The organism is Sphingomonas sp. PP-CE-3A-406, from assembly GCF_003688625.1.
In the GTDB taxonomy this organism is placed as follows: domain Bacteria; phylum Pseudomonadota; class Alphaproteobacteria; order Sphingomonadales; family Sphingomonadaceae; genus Sphingomonas.
In genome coordinates this window covers 728,627-752,987 of record NZ_RCWY01000001.1, presented here as the reverse complement: position 1 = coordinate 752,987, position 24,361 = coordinate 728,627, and the positions used below count along the sequence as shown (strand labels likewise).

26 protein-coding genes and 2 other RNA genes are annotated in these 24,361 nt (G+C 65.6%); 21 read left to right on the top strand and 7 right to left on the bottom strand.

Going from position 1 to position 24,361, the window contains the following annotated elements; translation table 11 throughout:
- Window positions 1-60: 60 nt before the first annotated feature.
- Entirely contained in the window at window positions 61-930 is an 870-nt protein-coding gene (locus C8J44_RS03225; protein WP_259466683.1) for an alpha/beta hydrolase, read from the bottom strand.
- On the opposite strand from C8J44_RS03225, the gene C8J44_RS03220 reads away from it, so the two are divergent.
- From C8J44_RS03220 to C8J44_RS03180, 9 genes are all read left to right on the top strand, one after another.
- Window positions 811-1,830 carry a cysteine desulfurase family protein gene (locus tag C8J44_RS03220; RefSeq protein WP_259466738.1) on the top strand — a complete coding sequence of 340 codons (1,020 nt, stop codon included), beginning with the start codon at window positions 811-813 and terminating at the stop codon, window positions 1,828-1,830. The two genes, C8J44_RS03225 and C8J44_RS03220, sit on opposite strands and share 120 nt — an antisense overlap.
- Window positions 1,827-2,912, top strand: a complete 1,086-nt coding sequence (locus C8J44_RS03215; RefSeq protein WP_121903320.1) for a cysteine desulfurase family protein — start codon at window positions 1,827-1,829, stop codon at window positions 2,910-2,912. The genes C8J44_RS03220 and C8J44_RS03215 overlap by 4 nt, the downstream gene beginning before the upstream one ends.
- Window positions 2,909-3,214, top strand: a complete 306-nt coding sequence (locus C8J44_RS03210) for a 2Fe-2S iron-sulfur cluster-binding protein (protein WP_404969176.1) — start codon at window positions 2,909-2,911, stop codon at window positions 3,212-3,214. The genes C8J44_RS03215 and C8J44_RS03210 overlap by 4 nt, the downstream gene beginning before the upstream one ends.
- A gap of 110 nt (window positions 3,215-3,324) precedes the next feature.
- Window positions 3,325-3,645 carry a hypothetical protein gene (locus C8J44_RS03205; protein ID WP_060524613.1) on the top strand — a complete coding sequence of 107 codons (321 nt, stop codon included), beginning with the start codon at window positions 3,325-3,327 and terminating at the stop codon, window positions 3,643-3,645.
- Window positions 3,646-3,739: 94 nt separating this feature from the next.
- On the top strand, window positions 3,740-3,979 hold the full coding sequence (locus tag C8J44_RS03200) for a hypothetical protein (RefSeq protein WP_121903318.1): 240 nt from the start codon (window positions 3,740-3,742) through the stop codon (window positions 3,977-3,979).
- A 57-nt stretch (window positions 3,980-4,036) separates the two neighbouring features.
- Window positions 4,037-4,132: signal recognition particle sRNA small type (ffs, locus tag C8J44_RS03195), an RNA gene on the top strand.
- 339 nt (window positions 4,133-4,471) lie between these two features.
- Window positions 4,472-6,166: a DNA polymerase III subunit gamma/tau gene (locus tag C8J44_RS03190; protein ID WP_121903813.1), complete on the top strand. Its 1,695-nt coding sequence runs from the start codon at window positions 4,472-4,474 to the stop codon at window positions 6,164-6,166.
- Window positions 6,163-6,486, top strand: coding sequence for a YbaB/EbfC family nucleoid-associated protein (locus C8J44_RS03185; RefSeq protein WP_121903317.1), 324 nt, complete (start codon window positions 6,163-6,165; stop codon window positions 6,484-6,486). Before C8J44_RS03190 ends, C8J44_RS03185 begins: the two co-directional genes overlap by 4 nt.
- Before the next feature lie 80 nt (window positions 6,487-6,566).
- Window positions 6,567-6,809, top strand: a complete 243-nt coding sequence (locus tag C8J44_RS03180; protein WP_107963613.1) for a hypothetical protein — start codon at window positions 6,567-6,569, stop codon at window positions 6,807-6,809.
- 181 nt (window positions 6,810-6,990) lie between these two features.
- Here the strand turns inward: C8J44_RS03180 and mtgA are convergent, their stop codons facing one another.
- The 4 genes from mtgA to C8J44_RS03160 are packed head-to-tail and all read right to left on the bottom strand — an operon-like array spanning window position 6,991 to window position 10,852.
- Window positions 6,991-7,662 carry a monofunctional biosynthetic peptidoglycan transglycosylase gene (gene mtgA, locus C8J44_RS03175; protein WP_121903316.1) on the bottom strand — a complete coding sequence of 224 codons (672 nt, stop codon included), beginning with the start codon at window positions 7,660-7,662 and terminating at the stop codon, window positions 6,991-6,993.
- Window positions 7,663-7,671: 9 nt separating this feature from the next.
- The gene (locus C8J44_RS03170; RefSeq protein ID WP_121903315.1) at window positions 7,672-8,943 is read right to left on the bottom strand and encodes an NAD(P)/FAD-dependent oxidoreductase; all 1,272 of its coding nucleotides are present in this window, start codon (window positions 8,941-8,943) and stop codon (window positions 7,672-7,674) included.
- A 1-nt stretch (window position 8,944) separates the two neighbouring features.
- Window positions 8,945-9,847: an RNA polymerase sigma factor RpoH gene (rpoH, locus tag C8J44_RS03165; RefSeq protein ID WP_056048373.1), complete on the bottom strand. Its 903-nt coding sequence runs from the start codon at window positions 9,845-9,847 to the stop codon at window positions 8,945-8,947.
- Between the two features lie 57 nt (window positions 9,848-9,904).
- Window positions 9,905-10,852, bottom strand: coding sequence for an RluA family pseudouridine synthase (locus tag C8J44_RS03160; RefSeq protein WP_121903314.1), 948 nt, complete (start codon window positions 10,850-10,852; stop codon window positions 9,905-9,907).
- A gap of 17 nt (window positions 10,853-10,869) precedes the next feature.
- Here C8J44_RS03160 and C8J44_RS03155 point away from each other — a divergent pair, with 17 nt between their 5' ends.
- The 10 genes from C8J44_RS03155 to C8J44_RS03110 all read left to right on the top strand — a co-directional run bounded on the left by C8J44_RS03155 (window position 10,870) and on the right by C8J44_RS03110 (window position 20,958).
- A complete protein-coding gene (locus tag C8J44_RS03155) occupies window positions 10,870-11,265 on the top strand; it encodes a M67 family metallopeptidase (protein ID WP_121903313.1) in 396 nt (131 codons plus the stop codon).
- 271 nt (window positions 11,266-11,536) lie between these two features.
- Window positions 11,537-12,181 carry a histidine phosphotransferase family protein gene (locus C8J44_RS03150; protein ID WP_121903312.1) on the top strand — a complete coding sequence of 215 codons (645 nt, stop codon included), beginning with the start codon at window positions 11,537-11,539 and terminating at the stop codon, window positions 12,179-12,181.
- A gap of 120 nt (window positions 12,182-12,301) precedes the next feature.
- Complete coding sequence (locus C8J44_RS03145) at window positions 12,302-14,611, top strand: chemotaxis protein CheA (RefSeq protein ID WP_121903311.1); 2,310 nt, start codon at window positions 12,302-12,304, stop codon at window positions 14,609-14,611.
- Window positions 14,608-15,036 (top strand): chemotaxis protein CheW, encoded by a 429-nt coding sequence (locus C8J44_RS03140; RefSeq protein ID WP_121903310.1) that lies wholly within the window; start codon window positions 14,608-14,610, stop codon window positions 15,034-15,036. The genes C8J44_RS03145 and C8J44_RS03140 overlap by 4 nt, the downstream gene beginning before the upstream one ends.
- Before the next feature lie 103 nt (window positions 15,037-15,139).
- On the top strand, window positions 15,140-15,505 hold the full coding sequence (locus C8J44_RS03135) for a response regulator (protein ID WP_056048393.1): 366 nt from the start codon (window positions 15,140-15,142) through the stop codon (window positions 15,503-15,505).
- Between the two features lie 76 nt (window positions 15,506-15,581).
- Window positions 15,582-16,679 carry a chemotaxis protein CheB gene (locus C8J44_RS03130; protein ID WP_259466682.1) on the top strand — a complete coding sequence of 366 codons (1,098 nt, stop codon included), beginning with the start codon at window positions 15,582-15,584 and terminating at the stop codon, window positions 16,677-16,679.
- A complete protein-coding gene (locus C8J44_RS03125; protein WP_121903308.1) occupies window positions 16,676-17,533 on the top strand; it encodes a protein-glutamate O-methyltransferase CheR in 858 nt (285 codons plus the stop codon). Before C8J44_RS03130 ends, C8J44_RS03125 begins: the two co-directional genes overlap by 4 nt.
- 162 nt (window positions 17,534-17,695) lie before the next feature.
- Window positions 17,696-18,385 (top strand): N-acetylmuramoyl-L-alanine amidase, encoded by a 690-nt coding sequence (locus C8J44_RS03120; RefSeq protein WP_121903307.1) that lies wholly within the window; start codon window positions 17,696-17,698, stop codon window positions 18,383-18,385.
- Between the two features lie 107 nt (window positions 18,386-18,492).
- Window positions 18,493-18,877: RNase P RNA component class A (rnpB, locus tag C8J44_RS03115), an RNA gene on the top strand.
- 59 nt (window positions 18,878-18,936) lie between these two features.
- The gene (locus C8J44_RS03110; protein ID WP_121903306.1) at window positions 18,937-20,958 is read left to right on the top strand and encodes a hypothetical protein; all 2,022 of its coding nucleotides are present in this window, start codon (window positions 18,937-18,939) and stop codon (window positions 20,956-20,958) included.
- A gap of 45 nt (window positions 20,959-21,003) precedes the next feature.
- On the opposite strand, the gene C8J44_RS03105 is transcribed toward C8J44_RS03110, so the two are convergent.
- Window positions 21,004-21,642 carry a carbonic anhydrase gene (locus C8J44_RS03105; RefSeq protein WP_056048405.1) on the bottom strand — a complete coding sequence of 213 codons (639 nt, stop codon included), beginning with the start codon at window positions 21,640-21,642 and terminating at the stop codon, window positions 21,004-21,006.
- Window positions 21,639-23,219 carry a SulP family inorganic anion transporter gene (locus C8J44_RS03100; RefSeq protein ID WP_121903305.1) on the bottom strand — a complete coding sequence of 527 codons (1,581 nt, stop codon included), beginning with the start codon at window positions 23,217-23,219 and terminating at the stop codon, window positions 21,639-21,641. The genes C8J44_RS03105 and C8J44_RS03100 overlap by 4 nt, the downstream gene beginning before the upstream one ends.
- A 216-nt stretch (window positions 23,220-23,435) precedes the next feature.
- Here C8J44_RS03100 and C8J44_RS03095 point away from each other — a divergent pair, with 216 nt between their 5' ends.
- Both C8J44_RS03095 and C8J44_RS03090 read left to right on the top strand, forming a co-directional pair.
- Window positions 23,436-23,975, top strand: a complete 540-nt coding sequence (locus C8J44_RS03095; protein ID WP_121903304.1) for a J domain-containing protein — start codon at window positions 23,436-23,438, stop codon at window positions 23,973-23,975.
- Entirely contained in the window at window positions 23,960-24,319 is a 360-nt protein-coding gene (locus C8J44_RS03090) for a (2Fe-2S) ferredoxin domain-containing protein (protein WP_259466681.1), read from the top strand. The genes C8J44_RS03095 and C8J44_RS03090 overlap by 16 nt, the downstream gene beginning before the upstream one ends.
- The last annotated feature ends 42 nt before the right edge of the window (window positions 24,320-24,361 follow it).

The window sequence follows — 24,361 nt, the reverse complement described above, 5'->3', positions numbered from 1 at the left end:
TCCCAACTCCCCCTCATCCGACGCTGCCGCGCCACCTTCTCCCCCCAGGGGAGAAGGACCTCACCTAATCGGCGAGTTCGGGTCCAAACGCATGTCGAGGTACTTGTCCACGCTCCCCATCAGCTCTGGCATCTCGTGCTCGAAGAAGTGGTTAGCCTTCGGGATCGTGTCGTGATGGATCGTGATGTGCTTCTGCGTCCGCAGCTTATCCACCAGCTTCTGCGTCGCCCCAGGCGTCGCGACCTCATCGGCCTCGCCCTGGATGATGATCCCGCTCGACGGGCACGGCGCCAGGAACGTGAAGTCGTACAAATTCGCCGGTGGTGCGACCGAGATGAACCCGCGGATCTCCGGCCGGCGCATCAGTAGCTGCATGCCGATCCACGCACCGAAGCTGACGCCCGCGATCCAGGTCGTCTGCGCCTCGGGATGGAAGCTCTGCACCCAGTCGAGCGCGCTCGCCGCATCGCTCAGCTCGCCGACGCCGTTGTCGAACACGCCCTGGCTCTTGCCGACGCCACGGAAGTTGAACCGCAACGTCGCGAACCCACGCCGCTGGAAGGTCTTGTAGAGCTGCTGCACGATCGCGTTGTTCATCGTGCCGCCGGCCGACGGATGCGGGTGCAGGATCATCGCGACAGGCGCGCGCGGACGTGGCCCCGGCGCAAAACGACCTTCGAGACGGCCTTCGGGACCGGGGAAAATGACTTCTGGCATAGGCACTCGCGAGCTGGGATACGCACTCGGGTGGAGTGCCGGATTATCGACGCTATATAAGGTCCGCGCCCCTTTTCGCAATTGGAACCGACCCTGCCTGCTCACGGACCCCGCATCTACCTCGATCACGCGGCCACCACACCGATGCGCCCCGAGGCTGTCGCGGCGGTGACGGAAGGCATGGCGCGCTGGGCGAACCCGTCCTCGCCGCATGCCGAGGGCCGCGCGGCGCGGGCTGCGCTGGAGGACGCGCGGAAGCGGATCGCAAGCGCGCTGGACTGGCCGCATCACGTGATCCTCACAAGCGGCGCGAGCGAGTCCGTGGCACTGGCGCTGCGTGGGCGCCCCGGCGTCGCGGTGGCGGCGGTCGAGCATGATTCGGTCCTCCGTGCGGCCGAGCAGCCGGTGATGCTGGAAGTCGACGCAGGCGGTATCGTCGTGAACGGGAAGGACGCCCAGGTGATCGCGCTGCAATCCGCGAACAGCGAAACCGGCGTGCTTCAGGATCGACCCACCGGTCTTTGGATAGCCGATTGCTCGCAGACCGCCGGCAAGCTCCCGCTCCCCGACGCGGACCTTATCATCGTCTCCGCGCACAAGCTCGGCGGCCCTCCCGGCATCGGCGCGCTGCTGGTCCGCGATCTCGGCCTGCTCGACCCGACTGGCGGGCAGGAGCGGGGCTACCGCGGCGGCACCGAGAACCTGCCCGGCGCGCTCGGGTTCGCCGCCGCGCTCGAAGCGCCTGGCGACTGGTTCCCGGGCATGGCCGATCTCCGCGCCAAACTCGACGAAGCCATCCTGGCGGGCGGCGGCAAAATAGTTGCGCACCATTCGCCGCGCATCCCGACGATCACCTCCTACCGCATGCCGGGAGTCAGCTCCGCGGCCCAGTTGATCCGCCTCGACATGGCCGGGTTCGCCGTATCGGCCGGCAGCGCGTGCTCGTCGGGCAGCATGCGCCCCAGCCACGTGCTCGCCGCAATGGGCTATTCCGCACAAGCCGCCGCCGAAGTCGTCCGCGTCAGCTTCGGCTGGACCACGACAGCCGAAGATGTCGCAAAGTTCGCCGAAGCCTGGACGCGGATCGCCCAGGACATAAAGCGAGCCGCATGACGTACCTCGACTACCAGGCGACGACCCCGCTCGCGCCCGAAGCGCTCGCCGCGATGCTCCCGTGGCTCGAATCACAGCACGCCAACCCGCACTCCCCCCACCGCGAAGGTCGCCGCGCCAAAGCAGCCGTCGAAGTCGCCCGCGATCAAGTCGCCGCGCTGCTCCCCCCCGGCGGCCGCGTCGCGTTCACCAGCGGCGCAACCGAAGCACTAAACTGGGCGATCAAGGGTACGCCCGGCCCGATCGTCACGCTCGCCACCGAACACGCCGCCGTCCTCGACACGGTCGCAGCCGAAGCGGCGAGGGGTCGCCAAGTCACGATCTTCCCGGTCAACCCAGACGGCGTGGTCGACCTCGACGAAGCCCGCGCCGTAATCCAACCCGGCACCGGGCTCGTTGTGGCGATGCTCGTCAACAACGAGATCGGCGTCATCCAGCCGATCGCTGCGCTCGCCGGGATCGCCCAAGCAGCCGGCGCGCTGATGCTCTGCGACGCGGTGCAAGGCTATGGCCGCGTTCCGATCCCCGGCACCGTCGATCTGATTGCCATCTCCGCGCACAAGATCCACGGCCCCAAGGGCAGCGGCGCGCTCTGGATCCGCGACGGCGTCGACCTCTCACCGCTGATGCATGGCGGTGGGCAGGAAGCCCCCGGCCGCTCGGGCACGCTGTCACCCGCACTCTGCGCAGGCTTCGGCGTCGCCGCGAAGCTCATGGTCGACCGCAAGGCCCAGGACGCCGCGCACATCGACCGCCTCTGGTCGCTCGCACTCGACCGCCTCGGCCCCACCTGGACGATCAACGGCTCGATCGAACACCGCTATCACGGCAACCTCAACGTCCGGCGCGCAAACCTCGACGTGAACCGCCTGATGTCCGACCTCCGCGACATCGCCTTCTCCGCCGGGTCCGCCTGCGCCAGCGGGTCAGGCCGCTCCAGCCACGTCCTCCGCGCGATCGGCCTCACCGAAGCGCAGGCGCGGTCCAGCATCCGCCTCGGCTTCGGTCGCTACACCACCGAAACCGACCTCCGCGATGCGATAGATGCGATCGTCGCCGCAGCCGAGGCGCAATGGCCATGATCGTCCGCTTCATCGCCCGCGACGGCACCGTCAGCAGCGTTGCGGCCAACCCCGGCGACCGCCTGCTCGACGTCGCGCAAGCCGACGACCAGCCGCTCGAAGGCACCTGCGAAGGCCAGCTCGCCTGCGCGACCTGTCACGTCATCGTCGATGCGGCCGATTTTCTCAAACTGCAGCCAGCAAGCGAGGACGAGGAGGATATGCTCGATCTCGCGCACAACGCGACGCGCACCAGCCGTCTCGCCTGCCAGATCCGCCTGACCGATACGCTCGACGGCTTGACCGTGCGGATCCCCGCTTAGGTCAGCAAAGCTTACAGGAAGACAACGGCCGGTTCAGGGAACGTGCACGGCCCGAGGCACACTACTCCCTCATCGCCTCAATGTACGAGGTCTTGAGAGGAGTACCGGACATGAAGATCATCGCAATGTTCGCCGCTGGCGCGCTAGCCGCGGGAACCCTGGTCGCCTCGGCACCCGCCGACGCGCAGCGTTATGGATGGGACGGTCCGCGCGACGGTCCGGGCTGGCACGATCGTGGTCGGCATGAGGGGCGCGGATGGGACGACCGGCGCGGCTGGGATGGCCCGCGCCACGGCTATCGCGGCTACCGTGATGGTTATCGTGGCGGCGGCTACGGTTATCGCGGCCCGCGCGGTTACGGTCGGTCGCGCGTCGTCTGCCGGATCGAGCGCGGCTATTACGGCCCGGTTCGTCGCTGCTTCGAACGGTGATTCCCGCGTCGATACGGAACCGCACCGACAGCCTCTAGTTTGGTAACATAGGTTGCAGGGGTCATCAGAACCCGCACCCAGCAGGAGAAGTCCCATGAAGTTGTTCACCCTCGCCGCCGCCGGCCTTGTCGCGCTCACCGGTCTCGCCCCCGTCGGCATCGCCGCCGAAGCCTCGGCACAGCGGACCGTCGTCCATGAGCGCACGGTAGTTCGCCACGACGATCGCCGTCCCGGCTACCGTCGTCATGTCGTCCGCACGCGCCAGGTTTGCCGCAACGTGTACCGCAACCATCACCGCCAGCGCGTCTGCCGCACGGTCCGCGTTCGTCGCTGATCGGACGGCCGCCACTAAAGCGGCTTGATCATCCCGCCCGACCCCGCCATATGCGCCGCGGGAGTCGGGCGGACGTGGTCGTCGCCAACTTGGTCAGATCCGGAAGGAAGCAGCCACAACGACCCAGCCACGGGTCGTCCCGGCTCCCACCGCGAACGTTTGCAAGCAAACGGGAGCGCGGCCAGCGGCGCAAAGCGCCGTCTGACGATGCGGCTAAGCCGCAGCGCACTTCTAAACTTCTCAGCTAACCAGTCACCCAAGCGCAACCGGGTAGAAACTACGCCCGATGTTCCCGCAACGTTCCAAATCATTATCCTACGCCGCGCCGTTGTGGCATAAGCTGCGCATGACCGGCATTGCCCACATCACAGGTTCCGACAATCCACTCGCCAGCCTCCGGGCACGTCGACGTGCAGACCCTTCCCAGCGTGTGAACTTTGTGAACTTCCGACCCCTTCGACAGCGCGCGCAGCACCCGCTATGACGACCGCAATGTCAGATTCCTTCGACTTGGGCGAACCCCCGCAGCCCGTGAAAACGCCGGACGCCCCCGCCTACCGCGTGCTCGCGCGAAAATACCGTCCGCAGACCTTTTCCGAGCTGATCGGGCAGGACGCGATGGTCCAGACGCTCGGCAACGCGATCAAGCGCGACCGGCTCGCGCACGCCTTCCTCATGACCGGCGTCCGCGGCGTGGGGAAAACATCGACCGCCCGCCTGATCGCCAAGGCGCTCAACTGCATCGGCCCCGATGGCGACGGCGGCCCGACGATCGATCCCTGCGGCGTCTGCGAACCCTGCCGCGCGATCGCCGAGGGCCGCCATATCGACGTGATCGAGATGGACGCCGCGAGCCACACCGGTGTCGACGACGTCCGCGAGATCATCGACGCGTCGCGCTATTCGGCGGTCACCGCGCGCTTCAAGATCTACATCATCGACGAAGTCCACATGCTGTCGAAGAACGCGTTCAACGCGCTGCTGAAGACGCTGGAGGAACCGCCCCCCCATGTAAAATTCCTGTTCGCGACGACCGAAGTGAACAAGGTCCCGGTGACGGTGCTCTCGCGCTGCCAGCGCTTCGACCTGCGCCGTATCTCCGCCGAACAGCTCGCCAAGCATTTCGCATGGGTCTCGACCGAAGAAGGCGTCACCGCCGATCCCGAGGCGCTGATGCTGATCGCGCGCGCCGCGGAAGGCTCCGCGCGCGACGGCCTGTCGATACTCGACCAGGCGATCGCGCATGCCGGGCTCGAAGGCGGCGGCGTCACGGCGGACGCGGTCCGCCAGATGCTCGGCCTGTCCGATCGCGGCGCGGTCCGCGACTTGTTGACGCTGATCCTCGCCGGTGACGGGGCAGGGGCGCTCGCCTCGATGCGCCGCCAATATGATTACGGCGTCGATCCACTGTCGGTGCTCCGCTCGCTGCTCGAAACCGTCCACGGCATCACGCTGACCAAGGTCGGCACGCCGGCGGACGCTGCGCAGCCGATGGAGGAGCGTGCGGCACGCGAGGAATGGGCGGCATCGCTCGGCTTCCCCGCGCTGCACCGCCTGTGGCAGTTGTTCCTCAAGGGGCATGACGAGGTCGCCAAGGCCGCGCTGCCGATCGAGGCCGCCGAGATGGCGCTGTTGCGCGCGATCTACGCCTCGACGCTGCCCGACCCCGGCGAACTTGCCCGCCAGATCGCCAGCGGTGCGGCCCCGGCGGCTACACCAACGGCGCCGCCGCCACCTACACCCCCGTCCGGCGAAGCGCCGCCCTGGAACGCTGGATCAGCAGCGAAGGCGCCCGAACCCGTCGCGACCGGCCCGATCCTGCCGCCGACGTTCGAAGCGCTGGTCGATCTGCTCGACGAATCAGGCGGCCTCGCGATCGCCGCGCGTCTTCGCCACGGTGCACGCGTCGTGAGCTACACGCCGCCCGAATTCGTCCTCAGCGGCAGCCGCCCGGTCTCGGCCGACACGCTCGCCGAACTCAACACGTTGTTGAAGAGCGTGACGCGGACCGCGTGGAAAGTGTCGATCGTCGACGCCCCTGGCGCGCCGACGCTGCGCGAGGCGCAGGACGCCGCCGATGCCGCGGTGCGCCAGGCTATTCTCGAATCCCCCATCATGAAGGCCGCGGTGGCAGCGTTTCCCGACGCCCAGCTCGAATCGTGGCCCGGCCAAAGGAGCAACGCATGAAGAATATCGATGAAATCCTCGCCATGGCGCAGAACGTCCAGAGCGAACTCGAAAAGGCTCAAGCCAGTCTCGATACGATCGAGGTCAAGGGCGCGTCCGGCGGCGGGCTCGTCAAGGTTAAGGCCTCCGCCAAGGGCCGCATCATCAACATCGCGATCGACGATTCGCTGATGCAGGTGAGCGAGAAGCAAATGCTCGAGGACCTTCTCACGGCCGCGTTCAATGACGCGCGGGCGAAGGCGGATGCTGTGTCGGGGACCGAGATGTCGAAGATGACCAGCGGCCTGCAACTGCCACCAGGCTTCAAGCTGCCTTTCTGAACCAAATCGGGTTCGTTTCGGCGCGGGAACAATCGTTCTTCGGTCGGCGTTGCGCTCTCCAGTAATCAGGGAGAGTCAAAATGGCCGAAGAGCGTATCGTCGAAACCCCGACCACCCACACCACCGTTATCGAGCGCCGGAGCGGCGGTGGCGGCACGCTGATCGCCGTCGTGTTGTTAATTGCGGTGCTAATCGGTGGCTATTACCTGTTCAGCCGCCAGGGCGCACAGAACAGCAAGGACGCGGCCATCACTTCGGCGGCGAAAAGCGTTGGTAGTGCAGCCGATAAGGCAGGCGACGCGGTCGAGAAGTCGACGCAGTAACGTCCACGACGCATGTACAGGTGACGCCATCCCGGCGAAGGCCGGGGCCCAACTGGGGGGACGCGTCCGACTGAGTGCAGCGCTTGGTTATAAAAGCCTTTCCAATTGGGCCCCGGCCTTCGCCGGGGGGGTGCAACGCCGGGGTGGGGTATCCTCATGGCGTCGCATCACGGCGCCGCCCCTATCGCAGACACCCATCCAACCCGTTGTTCCGCACGACAGAAACCCGTCGTGACAGCGTGTTCCCATGCTTCCGCACAAACCCGTGCGGATCAATCGCGGCGCGCTTCTTCGGCAGAGGCAGCACCGCCGCGATCCGGCCCGCCTCGGTCGGCGACAGATGCGACGCATCATGGTTGAAATACCGGATCGCCCCGGCGTTCGCGCCGTACGTCCCGATCCCCGTCTCGGCGATGTTGAGGTACACCTCCATGATCCGCCGCTTCGGCCACATCGCCTCGATCAGCACGGTGAAATACGCCTCGAACGCCTTCCGCACATAGCCGCCGCCCTGGAACAGAAATGCGTTCTTCGCGGTCTGCTGGCTAATCGTCGACCCACCGCGGATCCGGCCGCCCTGCGCATTGCGCGCCGCCGCGCCTGCCATCGCCTTGAAATCGAAGCCGTGATGCGAACAAAACCGAGAATCCTCGCCCGCGATTGCCGCGCGCGCCATGTCCGGATCCATCTCTGAAAGCGGCATCCAGTCCTTCGTCACGCCGTGGCCGTTGATGACGTCGCCCATCATTGTCCAAGTGAACGGCACCGGCACGAAGCGGTAGATGCCGACCCACGCGACCGTGATGAGGACGAAAGCGAAGACGATTTTGGCGGCGATGCGGATAAGGCCCATCGCCGCTCCTTATGCGATCGTCGAGGCCTCGCCAATGACCGCGCGGGCCGCGGTCACACCGGTCTCGTACGCGCCGTGGGCTGTGGAGAAGTCGAAGGCGTGGCATGCTTCACCGGCGAAGTGGATACGGCCGTCGACCGATGCGGCGAGGACGGCGCGCTGGCCGGCGCAACCGACGAGCGCGTGGCTGTAGCTGCCACTGATATAGCGTTCATGGCGCCAGCGGGTCGTGGCCAGCGGAGTGAAGCGCTTGTGCCAGTCGCTTCCCAGAAGTCCGACGAGTTCGTCGATCGCGAACTGTGCTGCATCGCCGTCCTCCAGCATATCCGCGCAATCACCGCCAAAGAAGCTTTCGACGATCGGCCAGCCGAACGGCGACAAGCGGTGGCTCGCCGTGCAGGCGCTGTACGGGTCACCGATCAAGTGCGCGTTGGTTGTCCATTCGGGACGGTCGACGTGGAGGAACACCTTGTCCGCGAGCCCGAGCGGGAGGTCGGCGGCGGCGGCGTGCTTGTCGGGGAGCGGCGGGTCGAACACAATCTGTGACCTGGCGAGGACGGTAGTGGGGACGCAGACGATGACGTGGTCCGCCTCGATCGTGCCGGCGGTGGTGTCGAGCTTGAGGTGGCGGCCGCTGTGGTCGATGCGCGTTACCGGGGTGGAGAGGCGGATGTTCAGACCAGCGGCATGGCTGGCGACGAGTGTGCCGTAGCCTTGCCTGACCGTCCAGTTGTCGTCGGTGGAGGCGTCTTCGTAGGCGGCCCAGTCGTGGAGCGACACTTGGGTCAGGTTCGCGCCGTTGGCGTAGCCGGAGATCGCGTCGATCTTCGGGCGCCACTTGTCGTGCGCGTCAATGAAGTCGGAGAGGGGGCGGTCGGCGCCTTCGAGGGCGGCAACGGCGCGCGTGTTCCAGGCTTGGTAGGCGACGGAGGAGGACGCTTGATCTTCAGGCGAGAAGCCAAGGTCACGCCACTGGGTACGCCAGTTTGCATCGGAGCGGTCGACGGTGAAGCCGGTAGCCTCTGCTATCGACGTCCAAGGATTGCGTTGGGCGGAGTGCAGCCAGCCGCAACCGGCATCAACATGTTCCCCCGCGAAGGCGGGGGTCCAGTCTGGACCCCCGCCTTCGCGGGGGATCAGGGAGGCTAGGGGCAGGCTGTGGGCTCGACCACCCAGGCGGTCGCTGGCCTCGACCAGCAAGACATCATGGCCCGCGTCATGCAGCGTCCGCGCCGCAGCAATACCGGCTGCACCGCCGCCAATGACGACGGTGCGCGCCACTTTACGCTGCCAGCAGGCGCTTCTCGCCGGCGATCCGCATCATCGCCTTTTGCAGCTTCTCGAACGCGCGCACTTCGATCTGCCGCACGCGCTCGCGCGATACGCCGTAGACCTGCGACAGTTCCTCGAGCGTCTTGGGATCATCCGTCAGGCGACGCTCGGTCAGGATGTGCTGCTCGCGCTCGTTGAGGTCGTCCATCGCCGACACCAGCATCGAGTGGCGAACATCCGCTTCCTGCGCGTCGGCGACGATCTTATCCTGCAGCGGCGCATCGTCCTGCAGCCAATCCTGCCACTGGCCTTCGCCGTCCTCACGCATCGGCACGTTGAGCGACGTGTCACCACCCATCGCCATGCGGCGATTCATGCTGACGACGTCGGTTTCGGCGACACCGAGATCTGTCGCAATTTTGGTGACATGCTCGGGGCGCAGATCGCCGTCCTCGAACGCATCGAGGCGGCTCTTCATCCGGCGCAGGTTGAAGAACAGCTTCTTCTGCGCGGCGGTGGTGCCCATCTTCACGAGGCTCCACGAGCGCAGGATGTATTCCTGGATCGAGGCGCGGATCCACCACATCGCATAGGTCGCAAGACGGAAACCACGCTCGGGCTCGAACTTCTTCACGCCCTGCATGAGGCCGATATTGCCCTCGGAGATCAGCTCCGACGTCGGCAGGCCATAGCCGCGATACCCCATCGCGATCTTCGCCACGAGACGAAGATGCGAGGTCACCAGCTGCGCCGCGGCCTCGGTATCGCCATGCTCCTGGAAGCGCTTGGCGAGCATATATTCCTGCTCGGGTTTCAGGAGCGGGAATTTCTTGATCTCGGCGAGATAGCGATTGAGACCGGCCTCGCTGCCGAGCGCAGGAATCGTCGCTGGAACGTTGGAGCGGGCTGCCATTGTCGTAATCCCTTTCTGCTGATCCCGATTGCCGCAATGCGGCATGGGACCTATTATCTATACGTGAAGCTGGGTGAACAGTTCCTGCATGTCTGCGGGCATTTCGCTTTCGAACGCCAAAGCGATGCTTTTCACCGGATGGATGAACCCCAGATGTGCTGCGTGCAAGGCCTGCCGGCGGAAACCGAGCGTTTCGAGCAGCGACTTCTGAGCTTGCTTTGTTCTACCATAGACCGGGTCCCCCAACAAGGCGTGGCCGATCGACGCCATGTGCACGCGGACCTGATGGGTCCGACCGGTTTCGAGCCGGCACTCGATCAGCGCTGCATCGCGCAGTGTCTTTATAGTCGAGAAATGCGTCACGGCACGCTTGCCGCCCTCGACGATCGCGATCTTCTTGCGATTCTGCGGACTCCGGGCGAGCGGTGCGTTGACCGTGCCGCTCGGTGGGCGCGGGATGCCGCCGACGATCGCCTTGTAGCGGCGGTCGATGCTGTGGTCGTGGAACTGCTTCGCCAAGCCTTCGTGGGCGCGGTCGGTCTTGGCGGCGATCATAAGCCCCGACGTGTCCTTGTCGATGCGGTGGACGATGCCGGGTCGCGCGACGCCGCCGATGCCAGACAGGTTGCCGGCGCAATGGTGGAGCAGCGCGTTGACCAGCGTCCCGTCGAAATTCCCTGCGGCAGGATGGACGACGAGGCCAGCGGGCTTGTCGATCACGATCAGGTCGTCGTCTTCGTATGCGACGACGAGCGGTATATCCTGCGCTTCGTTGTGCAGCGGCGTCGGCGGCGGGATGGTGACCGCGAACACCTGACCGGCAGCGGCCTTCTTCGCCGAATCGCGCCACTCGCGACCGTTGAGCGACACTTGGCCCGCGGCGATCAGCGCCTTCAACCGCTCACGCGACATGTCATGAAGCAGTTCGGCAAGCGCGCGATCGAGCCGCCAGCCATCCGTGGCCGGCGTGATCGATGCTTCGACGATGGAAACCCCCCGGTCCATGTCCTACCGATGTGGCGATGAGCGTGACGATTTCAAGCGAATTGCTGCGGCGGCTGGTCGCAGAAGCGGCTGCGTCGCCGGATGCGGAGGTGTGTGGGCTGCTGTTCGGGGCGGCGGGGCGGATCGAAGCGATCGCTGCGTGCGCGAACGTAGCGGCGAACCCTGCGCGGACGTTCGAGATCGATCCGGCCGCGTTGTTTGCCGCGCATCGGCGTGCTCGGGCCGGGGGGCTGGCGGTGGTCGGGCACTACCATTCGCATCCGTCCGGTTTGCCGGTTCCGTCTCCTCGGGATGTGGCGCAGGCTATGGGGGACGGGGCGGTTTGGGTGATCCTTGGCGGCGATGCGGCTCGGGCGTGGCGATCGGTCGAGGTGGGGGCGTTCGTAGAGGAGATGGTTGAGGTGGTTGGTTAGCGACGCCCACCTTCTCTCCCCTCCTGAAAGGGAGGGGCTGGGGGTGAATTGGCTTCCCCATATCTAATCGGTCGTGGATCAAACCGGCTGACCCACCCCCAACCCCTCCCTTTCAGGGAGGGGGGAAGTGAGGCGGTGGCCGCCCATTCCGGGTATGGGCAAATTGGGGCGGCGCCTTTCCTCATGCACCTCTCCATGCACGGCATGCGAAGTTGGCATTGCGCACTTGCCGCCCGGTCGCCACAAGACGCTCCAGAATTAGGGGATTTTCATGACGGTCAGCCCGGTCGATTTCGCGAGCTTGCTCTGTTCGCGCCTGTGCCACGATCTGCTGTCGCCGGTCGGGGCGCTCAACAATGGGCTCGAGTTGCTCGCCGACGAAACCGATCCTGCGATGCGAGAGCGGTGCATGGAATTGCTCCACGACAGCGCGCGGGTGTCGGCCAGCAAGCTGAAATTCTTCCGCCTGGCCTTTGGCGCGGCCGGGGGGTTTGGCGAGGCCGTCGACACACGCGAAGCGCGCTCGGCGATCGAGGGGCTGGTCGCGGAGAACAAGCGGATCACGTTCGTCTGGGCGGTCGAGACATCGGCGATGCCCAAGTCTGCGGTGAAGGTACTGCTCAACCTCGTGCTGGTCGCCACCGAATCGCTGGTGCGCGGCGGCACGATGGAGGTCGGCGGCGAAGATAACGAGGGCCAGCTCGAGATCGTCGTGAAGATCGAAGGCGCCAAGATCGTGCTTGATCCGGAGATACGCCGGACGCTGGTCGAAGGCGAAGGCCAGCACAGCGTCACGCCGCGCGCGGCGGCGGCCTATCTGATTAACACGCTCGTCCAGGAGGCTGGCGGAACGGTGATCGTATCCGAACCAGCTGAAGGTATCATGATCTTCGGCGCCGTCTTCGACGCGCGCTGACCCGTTCCGCGACGAAACCGGGCTCCCACAGGCTCGGGCGTCGCGGTCGAAGACCTACATCGACACTAACGCGCCCTTAACCTCCGATAGGCATGACCGTGTCTGAAACGCGGGGCGCGCATGGACGATTTGCTAGAGGACTTCATTGCCGAGACGCGCGAAACGCTGGAGGCGATCTCCGGCGAGATCGTCGCGTGGGAATCGGACCCCGCCGATCGCACCAGGCTCGATTCGATCTTTCGCTTCGTCCACACCGTCAAGGGCAGCTGCGGGTTCCTCGATCTGCCGCGGCTCGGTCGGCTAAGCCACGCGGCGGAGGACGTGCTGGCGGCGGTGCGCGATGGGTCGCGCGTTCCCGATACGGCGATGGTCAACGCGGTGCTGGCCATCGTCGACCGGATCGGCGAACTCGTCGAGGCGATAGATGCCGGCGCGTCGCTCGACGATACCAGCGAAAGCCTGCTGATCGCCGCGCTCGCACCGGACGCCAAACCGCTGGTGCATGTGGCCAGCGCACCGCAAAGCCGCGCCGCGAGCCGGAGCGTTCGCCTGAATGTCGATCTGCTCGATCACATGATGAGCGGCATGTCCGAGATGGTGCTGGCGCGCAATGAACTCGCCCGACGGTTGCGCGACAGCGAGAGCAGCGTCGATCCGCAGGTGGAAGCCGCGCTTGAACGCCTGTCGCTGACGGTGGCCGACATGCGCGATACGGTCACCCGGACGCGCATGCAGAAGGTCGACGCGCTGTTCTCCGCGTTGCCGCGCATGGTCCGCGACACGAGCGCAGAACTGGGCAAGGCGGTCCATCTTGTGATCGAAGGCGCCGACGTCGAGCTCGACCGCGAGATGATCGAATTGATGCGCGACCCGCTCGTCCACATCGTCCGCAATGCGATCGACCACGGCATCGAGGTGCCGGGGATGCGCCGCGCCGCGGGCAAGCCGGAAACCGGCCGTCTGGTGGTGTCGGCACGTCAGTCCGGCAACCAGATCCTGATCGAGATCGCCGACGACGGACGCGGGATCGACGTCGCGCGGATCGTCGCGAAGGCGGAGCAGCAGAAGCTGTATTCGGCGGCCGAACTCGCAGCGATGAGCGACGCGGCCAAGCTCGACCTTATCTTCGCACCTGGGCTATCGAGCCGCGACGAAGTGACCGCCATCTCGGGCCGCGGCGTGGGCATGGACGTGGTTCGCGCGAATATCGACCAGATCGGTGGCCGGATCGCCCTGACCAACGATCCCGGCCATGGGCTGCGGATCGTCGTTCATGTGCCGCTGACGTTGTCCATCCTGTCGACGATCGTCATCGGCGTCGGCACGCAGCGGTTCGCGATTCCGCGCCAGTCGATCGAGGAGATCGTGACGGTCCGCGGGGATCAGGTTCGGATCGAGACGATCGGCGACGCGGCGGCCGTTACCGTGCGCGGACGTCGCATGCCGATGGTGGCACTCGCATCGCTGTTCGGACTGGGGGCGGGACCGCCGCCGACGCTGGTCATCGTTTCGACCCGTGAGGGGGAGTATGCGCTCGGAGTCGACAGCGTCGTCGATACCGAAGAACTGGTGGTGAAGCCGGCGTCGCCCGCGGTGATGGCGACCGGTGTCTATGCGGGCAAGACGCTTCCCGACAACGGCCTGCCGATGCTGCTGCTCGACACATCGGGAATCGCCGCAGTCGCAGGGCTGCGGTTCGCGCCGACCCTGGCAAACCATGCGGCGGCGGAAGAAGCGGTCGTGCCGGGCATTCCCGCATTATTGTTCGATGATCTGGACGGTCAGCGGCGCGCGATCGCGCTTGCGGTGATCGACCGGGTCGAAGTCGTCCCGACCGACGCGATCCGGTGGAGCGGCGGCGCCATGCGGCTGTCGGTCGGCGGTGCCCTCGTTCCGCTCTACGCGGTTGGCGAGTTCGGCGGCCGTGCCGATGTGTCCGTGTTGCGGCTTACCGACGGTGAAAGCGAAATGGCGTACGCGATCACCGACGCCATCGAGATCGTCGAATTGCCGGCGGAAGTCGCCCCAGCGCGCCAGGCGGTTGCCGGTAGTGGCGGACCGATCGCGGGGGTCGTGCTGATCGACGGCGAGCCGGTCGAACTGGTCGACCCGCATGCGTTGTTCGCCGGCGAACCGATGAAGGCCGCAGCGCCGCCGGTCTGCCTGTTGCAGGTCGACGGGTCGGGCTGGATGGAGACGTTCCTCAAGCCCGCGCTGGAGGCGTCCGGCTATCGTTGCGTCACGGCACTCGCAGCGGGAGAAACCGCAGCGGTCGCGTTGGCGATGGAGGATGCGCCGATCCGCGAGACCGCCGCGCCGGTGGTCATGCTCCGGCGCTTCCGCACCGCCGAAGGCGACGATGATGGGAGCATCTATCGGTACGATCGGCCCGCGCTGATCGCGGCGATCGCGGCACGGAGAGCGCAATGAGCGATCTATTCTTGATCGCGCATATCGCGGGGCGCGGAGTCGCGATCGATGCGGCGCAGGTCGATTCGGTGGTCGATATCGGCGATATCGTCGCGGTGCCGCGGGCCGGCACGTTCGTCCGCGGTCTGGCTGCGCTGCGTAGCCGGGTCGTCACGGTGATCGACACCGGCACTGCGCTCGGGCTGGCGCCGACGCCCGACACCGCACGACGCGCGGTCATCACGATGGTCGAGGGGCATCATTACGCGATCCTGGTCGACTCGGTCGAAGACGTTGCGCCGTTCCAGCGACTCGCTCTGTCGCCGGGTCTGGCGTTGCAGCACGGCTGGGCCACGGCGGGGACGGGGATCGTCGAGCGCGATGGCGAACCGTTGCTGATCGTCGATCTGGCCGCGCTCATCCCCGCATCCGCGCCCGTGGTATGAGCCGGCGGCGTGACGGGAAATAGCGGGTGATCCGCTACCCTTAACCCGCCGCTTACGGTTTGCGGGCTATCATCACCCCAACGATTTCCCCGGAAGGCTTTTGATGAAGACCTGTCTTGTCGTCGACGATTCGAAGGTGATCCGAAAGGTCGCCCGTCACATCCTCGAGACGCTCGAGTTCACCGTCACCGAAGCGTGCGACGGCCGCGAGGCGCTGCAGGCCTGCATGGCATCGGTTCCCGACGTGATCCTGCTCGACTGGAACATGCCTGTCATGAACGGCATGGATTTCCTGCGTGCGCTGCGCGAGGCCGACGTCCCGCGTCGTCCGAAGGTCGTGTTCTGCACCACTGAAAACGGCATGGCCTATATCCGCGCCGCGATCGAAGCCGGCGCGGACGAATACGTCATGAAGCCGTTCGACCGTGACACGCTCGAATCGAAGCTCCAGATCGTCGGCATGGCCTGATCCGAGCGATTCGATGACGGCGCGGCCTCATCCCTCTCCACGGCGCATTGCGGACGTTTCTACCGATACGACCCGCGTGTTGATCGTCGACGACTCGGTCGTCGCGCGCGCCGTGATCGCGCGGCTGATCGACGCGAGCGATCGGTTTTCGGTGGTCGGCGCAGTCGGCAATGTCGGGGCCGCGCTGGAGTTCCTCGCGCGGGCGACGGTCGATTTCATCCTGCTGGATATTGAGATGCCAGGCGTCGACGGACTGACGGCCTTGCCAGATCTGATCGCGGCGGGGGGCGGCGCGAAGGTCATCATCGTGTCGTCGTCGGTCGACAACGGCGGCGCGGCGACCGTGCAGGCGCTCGCGATGGGGGCCGCGGAAACGCTCGTCAAACCGACCGCGAGCGAATTGTCGGCGCGGTTCGGCGCGGCGCTTGTCGCCAAGCTCGAAAAGCTTTGCGAGCATCCGGGACAGTTGCCGCCGGCACTCGTGGTTCGATCGACGCCATCGCCACTTCCCGGATCGTATTCCCCCATCACCCAGCCTGCTGTCTCGCGCTCTATAGGCATGCCGACGACGCCATTGGCTCGCCGCGCGACGGGCGACGATTACGACATCGTCGCGATCGGGGCATCGACCGGCGGCATTCACGCCTTGAGCCGGATGTTCCGCGAACTGCCGAGCGGCTTCCGTTTGCCGATCGTCATCACCCAGCATCTGCCGGCATCGTTCATGCCGTATTTCGCCGCACAGATGGCGCTGTTGTCGGGGCGGGTCTGCGAAGTCGCGGTCGACCGGTTGCGGATACGCCCGGGCCGCATCGTCGTCGCGCCAGGCGACGCTCATCTCAAATGCGTCAGGCTCAGCGATGGCGGGGCGGCGTTTCGCCTGACGCACGAGGCCGTAGCAAGCGGGTGCATGCCATCGGTCGACCCGATGCTTGCGTCGCTGGCCGATGTCTATGGCGCACGGGTCATGGCGGTCGTGCTGAGTGGCATGGGCCGCGACGGGGCAGAAGGCGCGCGCCGAATCCACGACGCGGGCGGATGCGTCGTCGCGCAGGATCAGGAGACGTCGGTGGTGTGGGGTATGCCCGGCGCTGTGGTGGGATCGGGCGTTGCCGACGCGGTATTGGCGCCCGACGCGATCGGTCGCCTCGTCGCATCGCGACGGCGCGCATGACTCATGCGGCACTCCCCGCGGCGCTCCCCACGTCGGTCGCCTCGCCGACCGCGGTCAGCGTTCTCACCGCATTGCTGGAGGCGCGGACCGGGCAGCAGATCGCCGCCTATCGATCATGGCGCCTCGATACGGCGCTGAAACCGCTGTTGCGCGATCAGAAGTTGGATACGCTCGATCAGTTGGTGACCCAGTTGCTCAAGGGAAGCGACCGGCTGATCGGCGACCGGATCGTCGATGCGCTGGTCAATCAGGAAACCTCGTTCTTTCGCGATGCACACATTTTCGAAACGATCGTCGAGGCGATCGCCGCTGCCGAAAGCACGGGTCAGCGTCCGCGAATCTGGTGCGCGGGCTGTTCGACCGGTCAGGAACCGCTGTCGCTGGCAATGCTGTTTGCGGAACGGCAGGAAACCACCGGCGCGGCGATGCCGGAAATCATCGCCACCGACGTGTCCGATGCGGCCATCGTCCGGGCGAGGACGGGGCGTTTCTCGCAATTCGAAATCCAGCGCGGGTTGCCGGTTCGTCGGATGGTCCGCTGGTTCGATACCACCGGGAGCGATTGGGTCGCCAAGCCGGAACTGGCCAAGGCGATCGCGTTTCGCCGGATGAACCTGGTGTCGGATCAGCCGCCCCCGGGTCGGTTCGATATCGTCCTGTGCCGCAATGTCCTGCTGTACCTGTCGAGCGAGACCAAGCTTCACGTCTTTCCGAAGATTGCCGCGGCGATGCGGCCGGGCGGTCTTCTGGTCATGGGCGCCGGCGAGACCGTGATCGGCCAGACCCGCGTGTTCGAACCGAGCAAGCGCTTTCGCGGATGCTACGAGACGCAAGGACACCCAGGACGAAGCTGACGGTATCGTCTGGGCGCTGGCGGCGCCGATCGGTATCCGCCGCAGCCTATTACTTCGGCAACCCGTTGACGCTACTGATGTCGTTGGGCAGTGGTCGGGCGGTACACGGCGTCGCGGCGCCCTCTGTGCCACGCGTGCAGAACGGCTCGAAGGGAAGCTGGCTTGAAGTTCATCGAGACGCCGTCACCCAATTTCGACGATCGCACGCAGCCCGTCACGATGATCGTGCTGCATTATACCGGCATGAAGGACGGCGCATCAGCGATCGCCCGGTTGCGCGATCCCGAGGCGAAGGTCTCGTCGCATTACCTGGTCGAAGAGGATGGCACGGTTCTGCGGATGGTCGCCGAGGACCAGCGCGCTTGGCACGCGGGCAAGTCGCACTGGCGGGGGATCGAGGACGTCAATTCCGCGAGCATCGGCATCGAGATCGTCAATCCCGGCCACGAGTTCGGCTATCGCCCGTTCCCGCCCGAGCAGATCGCATCGGTCGTGGCGCTGGTCGCCGAGATCAAGGATCGCCACGAGATCACGCGAGGCAACATCGTCGGCCACTCCGATATCGCGCCGACGCGTAAACGCGACCCTGGCGAGTTGTTCCCGTGGCACGAACTGGCACGGCGGCGACTGGCATTGCCACGGCCAACCAAGAATTTGATGGATCCCGGCTGGACCGAAGGCGGCTTCTGCCTTGCGCTCGAACGCTTCGGCTACGACGTCGAGAACCGGATGGCGGCGACGATGGCTTTTCAGCGGCGGTTTCGCCCGGAACTGGTCGATGGCGAGGTCGATGCGGAGTGCCGCTGCATATTGCTGGCGTTGCTGCTGCCGAAACCGATGGGCGACGACTAACGAACGCAACTCTCCCCCTCCCGGAAAGGGAGGGGCAGGGGGTGGGCAGCCGTTTTGACCACGAAAACGGTGGTGCATCGCCCGCACTCACGCTAGGGCTCGCCTCGCCAGAGGGTCGGGCGGCCGCGGGTGTCTCAGGACACGCGAGGAAAGTCCGGGCTCCGCGAAACGACGGTGCCGGGTAACGCCCGGCGAGGGTGACCTCAGGGAAAGTGCCACAGAGAGCAGACGGCCAACCCTCGGCTTCGGTCGGGGCGGTCAGAGTGAAAGGGTGCGGTAAGAGCGCACCGCGCGCCTGGTAACAGGGGCGGCACGGCAAACCCCACCGGGAGCAAGATCGAATAGGGGTGGCACATGGGCTTCGTTTCAGCTCGTCACCCGGGTTGATTGCTTGAGGCGGCGGGCAACCGTCGTCCTAGAGGAATGGTCGCCTAACTTCCGTATCGAAGGATCGGAAATGGACAGAACCCGGCTTACAGACCCTCTGGCATCCTTCCCCGAACCGTAGCAGACTGCGCGCAAATGATGCGGGGTGCGACGTGGGGGAAGTGATGCGGATCAAGACGATCGCGCTGTTGAGTGCCGGCGTGTTGGCGATGGCGGGCGGGCTTGTGCCAGTAGGCGCGCAGACGCCGCCGCCGTCGACGACGGTCCAGCAAGATTTCGATGCAGCAACCGCGCTGGATGCCAAGCCCGATCGCACGGCGTCACTGGCGGCCTGGGAAAAGCTGGAAACACGGACCAAGGTCGGGTCGCGCAGCCGCGGCATCGTGCTGATCCGCAAGGCGCCGATTCTGTTCGCGCTCAACCGCGCCGACGAATCGGTGAAGGCCGCCCGGGCGGGGCTTGCCTTGCTTCCGGCGGACGACGCCAGTCTCGCGGAGGATCGGACGCGCGCGTTCCTGATCCTGGGCCAGGTCGCGACCGACACGCTCGATTACGCGGGCGCCGTGACTGCGCTGCAGCAGGCAGAGGCGAGCGCCATCACCACGGGGGACAAGCTGGGCGCGATGCTGGCGTTGGCGACCGCGCAGATTTTCATAGATCCCACCGCAGCAGCCGCCACTTTGGCACGAAGCGACACGCTGATCGCCAAGTCGAAGCTCGAAAAGAGCGTAGCCGCGCGGTTCGCGCGCGAGCGGACGCTCCTGAAACTCAATACTGGCGATATCGCCGGCGCCCGTGCGAGCGCGTTGCAGGCGATCAGGCTTCTCGGCGGCCTCGAAACGGACAAGGTCGATATCATGGACGCCTCGGCACGGTCCGACGCCGCGATTGCGTTCCTGCTGGGGGGCAACGCGGAAGAGGCACGGCGGTATATGGCCTATACCGGTGCAGGACGCATGGTGAAAGGTTCGTTCGATCCCGCCGCAGAGATGCGCTCGCCGGATTGTGGCGGCGATGCCGGTCTCAAGCCGCAGGACGTCGCGGTGGTCGAGTTCAACATCGCATCCGACGGCACGATCGACCAAGCGGTGCCGATCTATGCCGCGGGTGGCGGTCAGGTCGCGCTGGAGTTCGCGCGTGCGGTCAAGGGTTGGTCGTGGCCTGCCGAAAAGGTCCAGGCGATTCCGGCGTTCTATCGCTATCACGTGCGGGTCGAGATGCGCTGTTCGACCGCGTTCCAGCGGCCATCAATCGGCGACGGGTTGGACGGTGCGTTGGAGCAATGGCTCTCCAGCAAGGGCGTCACGGTAGCGCCCGAACCGGTAGGGCCGCAGGCGGCAGCGCTCGCGGGGCAGCGGGCCGAACTGGCTTCGGCGACGGCCCAGTCGCCTGACGGTTTGCGCACGCTCGCCGCCATCTACCGCCTGACGAGCAATCCGACCGTCGCGCGCGAAGAGCGGGCTGCACTGTACGCACGCGCTCTGGCGATCGCGAAGGCCAACGATGGGCCCCCCAGTGCGCGACTGACCTTCGATTTGCCAGGACGCGTCGATGCGGTCACCGATATCTGGAAGCCGGGTGTCTTTGAGCGCACGCTGACGCCGATGGTATCGGAACCCGTCTATGCGAACGATCCTCAGGCGCGAGCGGCGATCCGGCTGATCATGGTCGATGGCGCCGTTGCACGGACGCGAAAGTCCGAAAAGAACGACACGGCAATCGTCACGCTTCGGCAAGTGGCGGACGACAAGGCGTTGCGGCCGAACGATCCGCTCCGCGTCGGCGCGCTGATCCGGATCGCGTCGATCGAGGAACGCAACGGTCAGATCGATGCGGCCCGCGCGACGTTCGCCTCCAGTGGCCTGACGGCGAACCAGTGTGCGATCATGGATGCACCACCCAAGATGGTATCCAAGCCCGGATCGGAAGCGTTCCCGATGGAAGCCCAGCGATGGGGTTTCGAAGGCTGGACCCAGATTCAGTACGACATCGGCGCGGATGGCAACGTCGTCAACCAGCGCGCGCTGTTGAGCTATCCGCCGTTCATCTTCTCCGAAGCGGGGACCAAATTCTTCACGATGGCGAAATATGCCAAGACTTATCGGCCCGACGGAGGCCTCGGTTGTGGTGCCACGACAAGCCGCATCAAGTTTCTGCTGCCGGAATCGGCGCGGCGTGGATCGTGACTTTTAGCTAACGCCCTCCCAACGACCGTTGGGAGGGAGCGAGCCCTACACCAGCACCTTGTCCGGCCGGCCGACCTCTTCCAGCACGGTGGTCGAATCGATTTCCATCATCGGTTTGATCAGCCCGTCGCGGATGTCGTAGACCCAGCCGTGGAGCAGCACTTCCTGCCCGCGCGCGAACGCGCCCTGGATCGTCTTGGTGCGCGCGAGGCGGAGGAGCTGGTCGCGGACGTTGACCTCGACCAGTCGGTTGACCTTTTGCTCGCGGTCGGGCTGCGCGTCGATCTCGTCGGCATGGTCGTGCAGCACGCAGCGCGCGGTCGAGAGCCAGTCGTCGACCGGGCCGGTGGTGCCGCCGTCGAGCGTCGCGCGGATCCCGCCGCACGCATAATGCCCGCAGATGATGATGTGCCGCACGCCGAGCACGTCGACCGCATATTGCAGCACCGACATCAGGTTCATGTCGTCGTCGTTGACCAGATTGGCGATGTTGCGGTGGATGAACATGTTGCCCGGCGGCGTCATCGTCATCTGTTCCGGGCTGACCCGGCTGTCCGAACAGCCGATCCACAGGAACTCCGGGTTCTGCCCGACCAGCTGGCGCTGGAAGAAATCGGCGCTTTCCTCGATGATCTCGGCCGACCACGCCTTGTTGGCGAGCAGGAGCTGTTTGTACTGCCTCATGCGAAACGGACCTCGGTCTGGGGGGCGTTGATCAGCTTGACCGTGCGCAGCGCGAGATCGCCGCGGATGAGCACGGTGATGCCGCGATACGCGGCGCCCTTGATGAACGCGTTGATGATGTCGACATTGTCGAGATCGACATAGCTGGTCGACGACAGGTCGATCAGCAGGTTCGCGTTGTCGGGCACCTTGGCGAGCGACTTCTGCAACTCGTATTTATGGATGAAATACAGATTGCGCCGTGCGCGAACGAGGCAGTCCTCGTCGTCGCAGGCAAAGGTGATCGCGGTGCGGAAGTTACGCGCGACGACGAAAACGAAGCCGACCGCGAGGCCGATGACGATGCCTTCGAGCAGGTCGGTGAACAGGATCGCAGCCACGGTGACGACGAATGGAATGAACTGCGTCCAGCCCTGCTTGAAGCGTTCGGTGTACAGCTTGGGCTTGGTCAGCTTGTAGCCTGTCGCGATCAGCACTGCGGCGAGTGCCGACAGCGGGATCAGGTTAAGTACCGACGGGATTAGCGCGACGCTGACCAGCAGCCAGAAGCCGTGCAGCATCGTCGACAGCTTGCTCTCGGCCTTGGCATCGACGTTCGCCGATGAGCGGACGATCACCGAGGTGACGGGGAGGCCGCCGACCAGGCCGGACAGGATGTTGCCGCCACCCTGCGCCATCAGCTCCCAGTTCTTGTCGGTCGAGCGACGGCGCGGATCGATTTCGTCGACCGCCTTGACGCTCAGCAGCGATTCGAGACTGGCGACGATCGCGAGCGTGACCGCGCTGCTCCAGACGATGCCCATCGTGATCCCTGAGAAGTCGGGGAAGGTAAACAGCGACGGGAATTGCGACAGTGTCTGCGTGATCGGCACCTGGACGAGGTGCGTTGCCTGGAGCTGCCAGTCGGGCTTCACCAAACCGAGCAGCATATTGCCGAAGATGCCGATCAGCACGACGACGAGCGGGCCGGGGACGAAGCGCAGGGGACCGTCCTTCGGCTTGGCGCCATCCCACCAGAACAGGAAGGCAAGGCTGACGCCGGCGATCAGGATCGCGCCGGGCGTCACGCTGGCGGAGAGGCTGTCGAGGATCCGCGAGAAGGTGTTGACGCCGTTGGCGGTGGTAAATTCAAAGATGCCCACCGCTTCGCGGTCGAATCCGACCGCATGCGGGATCTGTTTCAGGATCAGGATCAGGCCGATCGCGGCGAGCATGCCGGTGATGACGGACGACGGCACGAACTCGCTGAGAATACCGGCGCGGGTCAGCGAGAAGCAAATCTGGAGAACGCCCGACAGCACGACCGCCATCAGAAACATCTGGTAGCTCGGCATGCTCTCGATCGCGGTGAGCACGATCACGGTCAGGCCGGCGGCGGGGCCGCTGACCGACAGCGGCGACTTGGAGAACAGGCCGACCGCGATACCGCCGACGATGCCGGAGATGATGCCAGCGAACAGCGGCGCGCCGGACGCGAGCGCAACGCCGAGACAGAGGGGCAGCGCAACGAGCGCGACGACGACGGAGGCGGGAAGATCCGCACGCCATGTGGTAAGCTTTGGAATGAGAGTCGGCACCAGTGCTCCTGTCGCTAAGGTGTCGGCTGGGAATACGTCCGCACCGGACGCATCTATCCATGCCACATGACAAATAGTTCATGTTCATTAATCGATGAACGGTGGCTGACTCAAGGCGGAATGTTGCGATGCGGAAGATAGTTGGAACGGACGAGTTTGGCTCGGCTTCGTCACGCGCGGTTGCGTTGTCCGTAGGGACGCCTATCTCGGGCCGCTATGGCTCGAAGCACGACACGATCTTCCGACTGGGGTTTTCCACGCTGGCGCGAGTATGGCGCGAGCACCGAGGCGGTGACCGTCCGGCTGTGCGACCGGCATGGCTGCAACGAGCCCGGTAATTGCCCGGCACCGAAATCGCCGAACAGCCCGGACCGCTGGTATTTCTGCATGAACCATGCCGGGGAATATAATCGCGGCTGGAATTATTTCGAAGGGTTGAGCGCGGAGGAAGCGGCCGAGCGGGAGGCGGCGGAAACGCGCACGGCTGACGGCTACACCGATCCGAAGCATTATGCCTGGGCCGGCTCGGGCGACGGCAGCCGGTCGCGCGACGAGATGCGCGCGCTGGAGGTACTGGACCTGGAACCCGATGCGACGTTCGAGGACGTGCGTGCGGCGTGGCGGCGGATGGCAAAGGCGAACCATCCCGATGTGCGCCCGAACGACAAGGATGCGGCCAAGCGGTTCCAGGGCGTGCAGGCGGCGTACGAGGTGCTGAAGGCGGCCGAGGATCAGCGGACGTGGAAACCGGCGTGATCCGGGTTCTTGCCAGTCGCTGGCAGGGGAGCGTTCTGGTCTGCGGCAAATGTTCGAAAAAGCTCGACGGCGGGTTCGGCGAGAAGGGCCGGACGCCGCTAGTGAAACTGTTGCGTCAGGCGCTCGGTCTCAAGAAAGGCCGCAAGGCGGATCGCGGGGTGGTCGAGATCAAGTGTCTCGGCGTGTGCCCGAAGAACGCGGTGGTGATGATCGACGGCGCTCGGCCGGACCGGTGGATGCTGGTGCCGGTTGGTGCGGATACGGATGAAATCGTTGCAACTCTTACCGAACACCGCGACGTGCCCTCACCCTCGCCGCCTCCGGCGTCTCTCCCTCTCCCCTGAGGGGAGAGGGAAGGGGCCCTCGGCCACTTGGCCGTGGGAAGG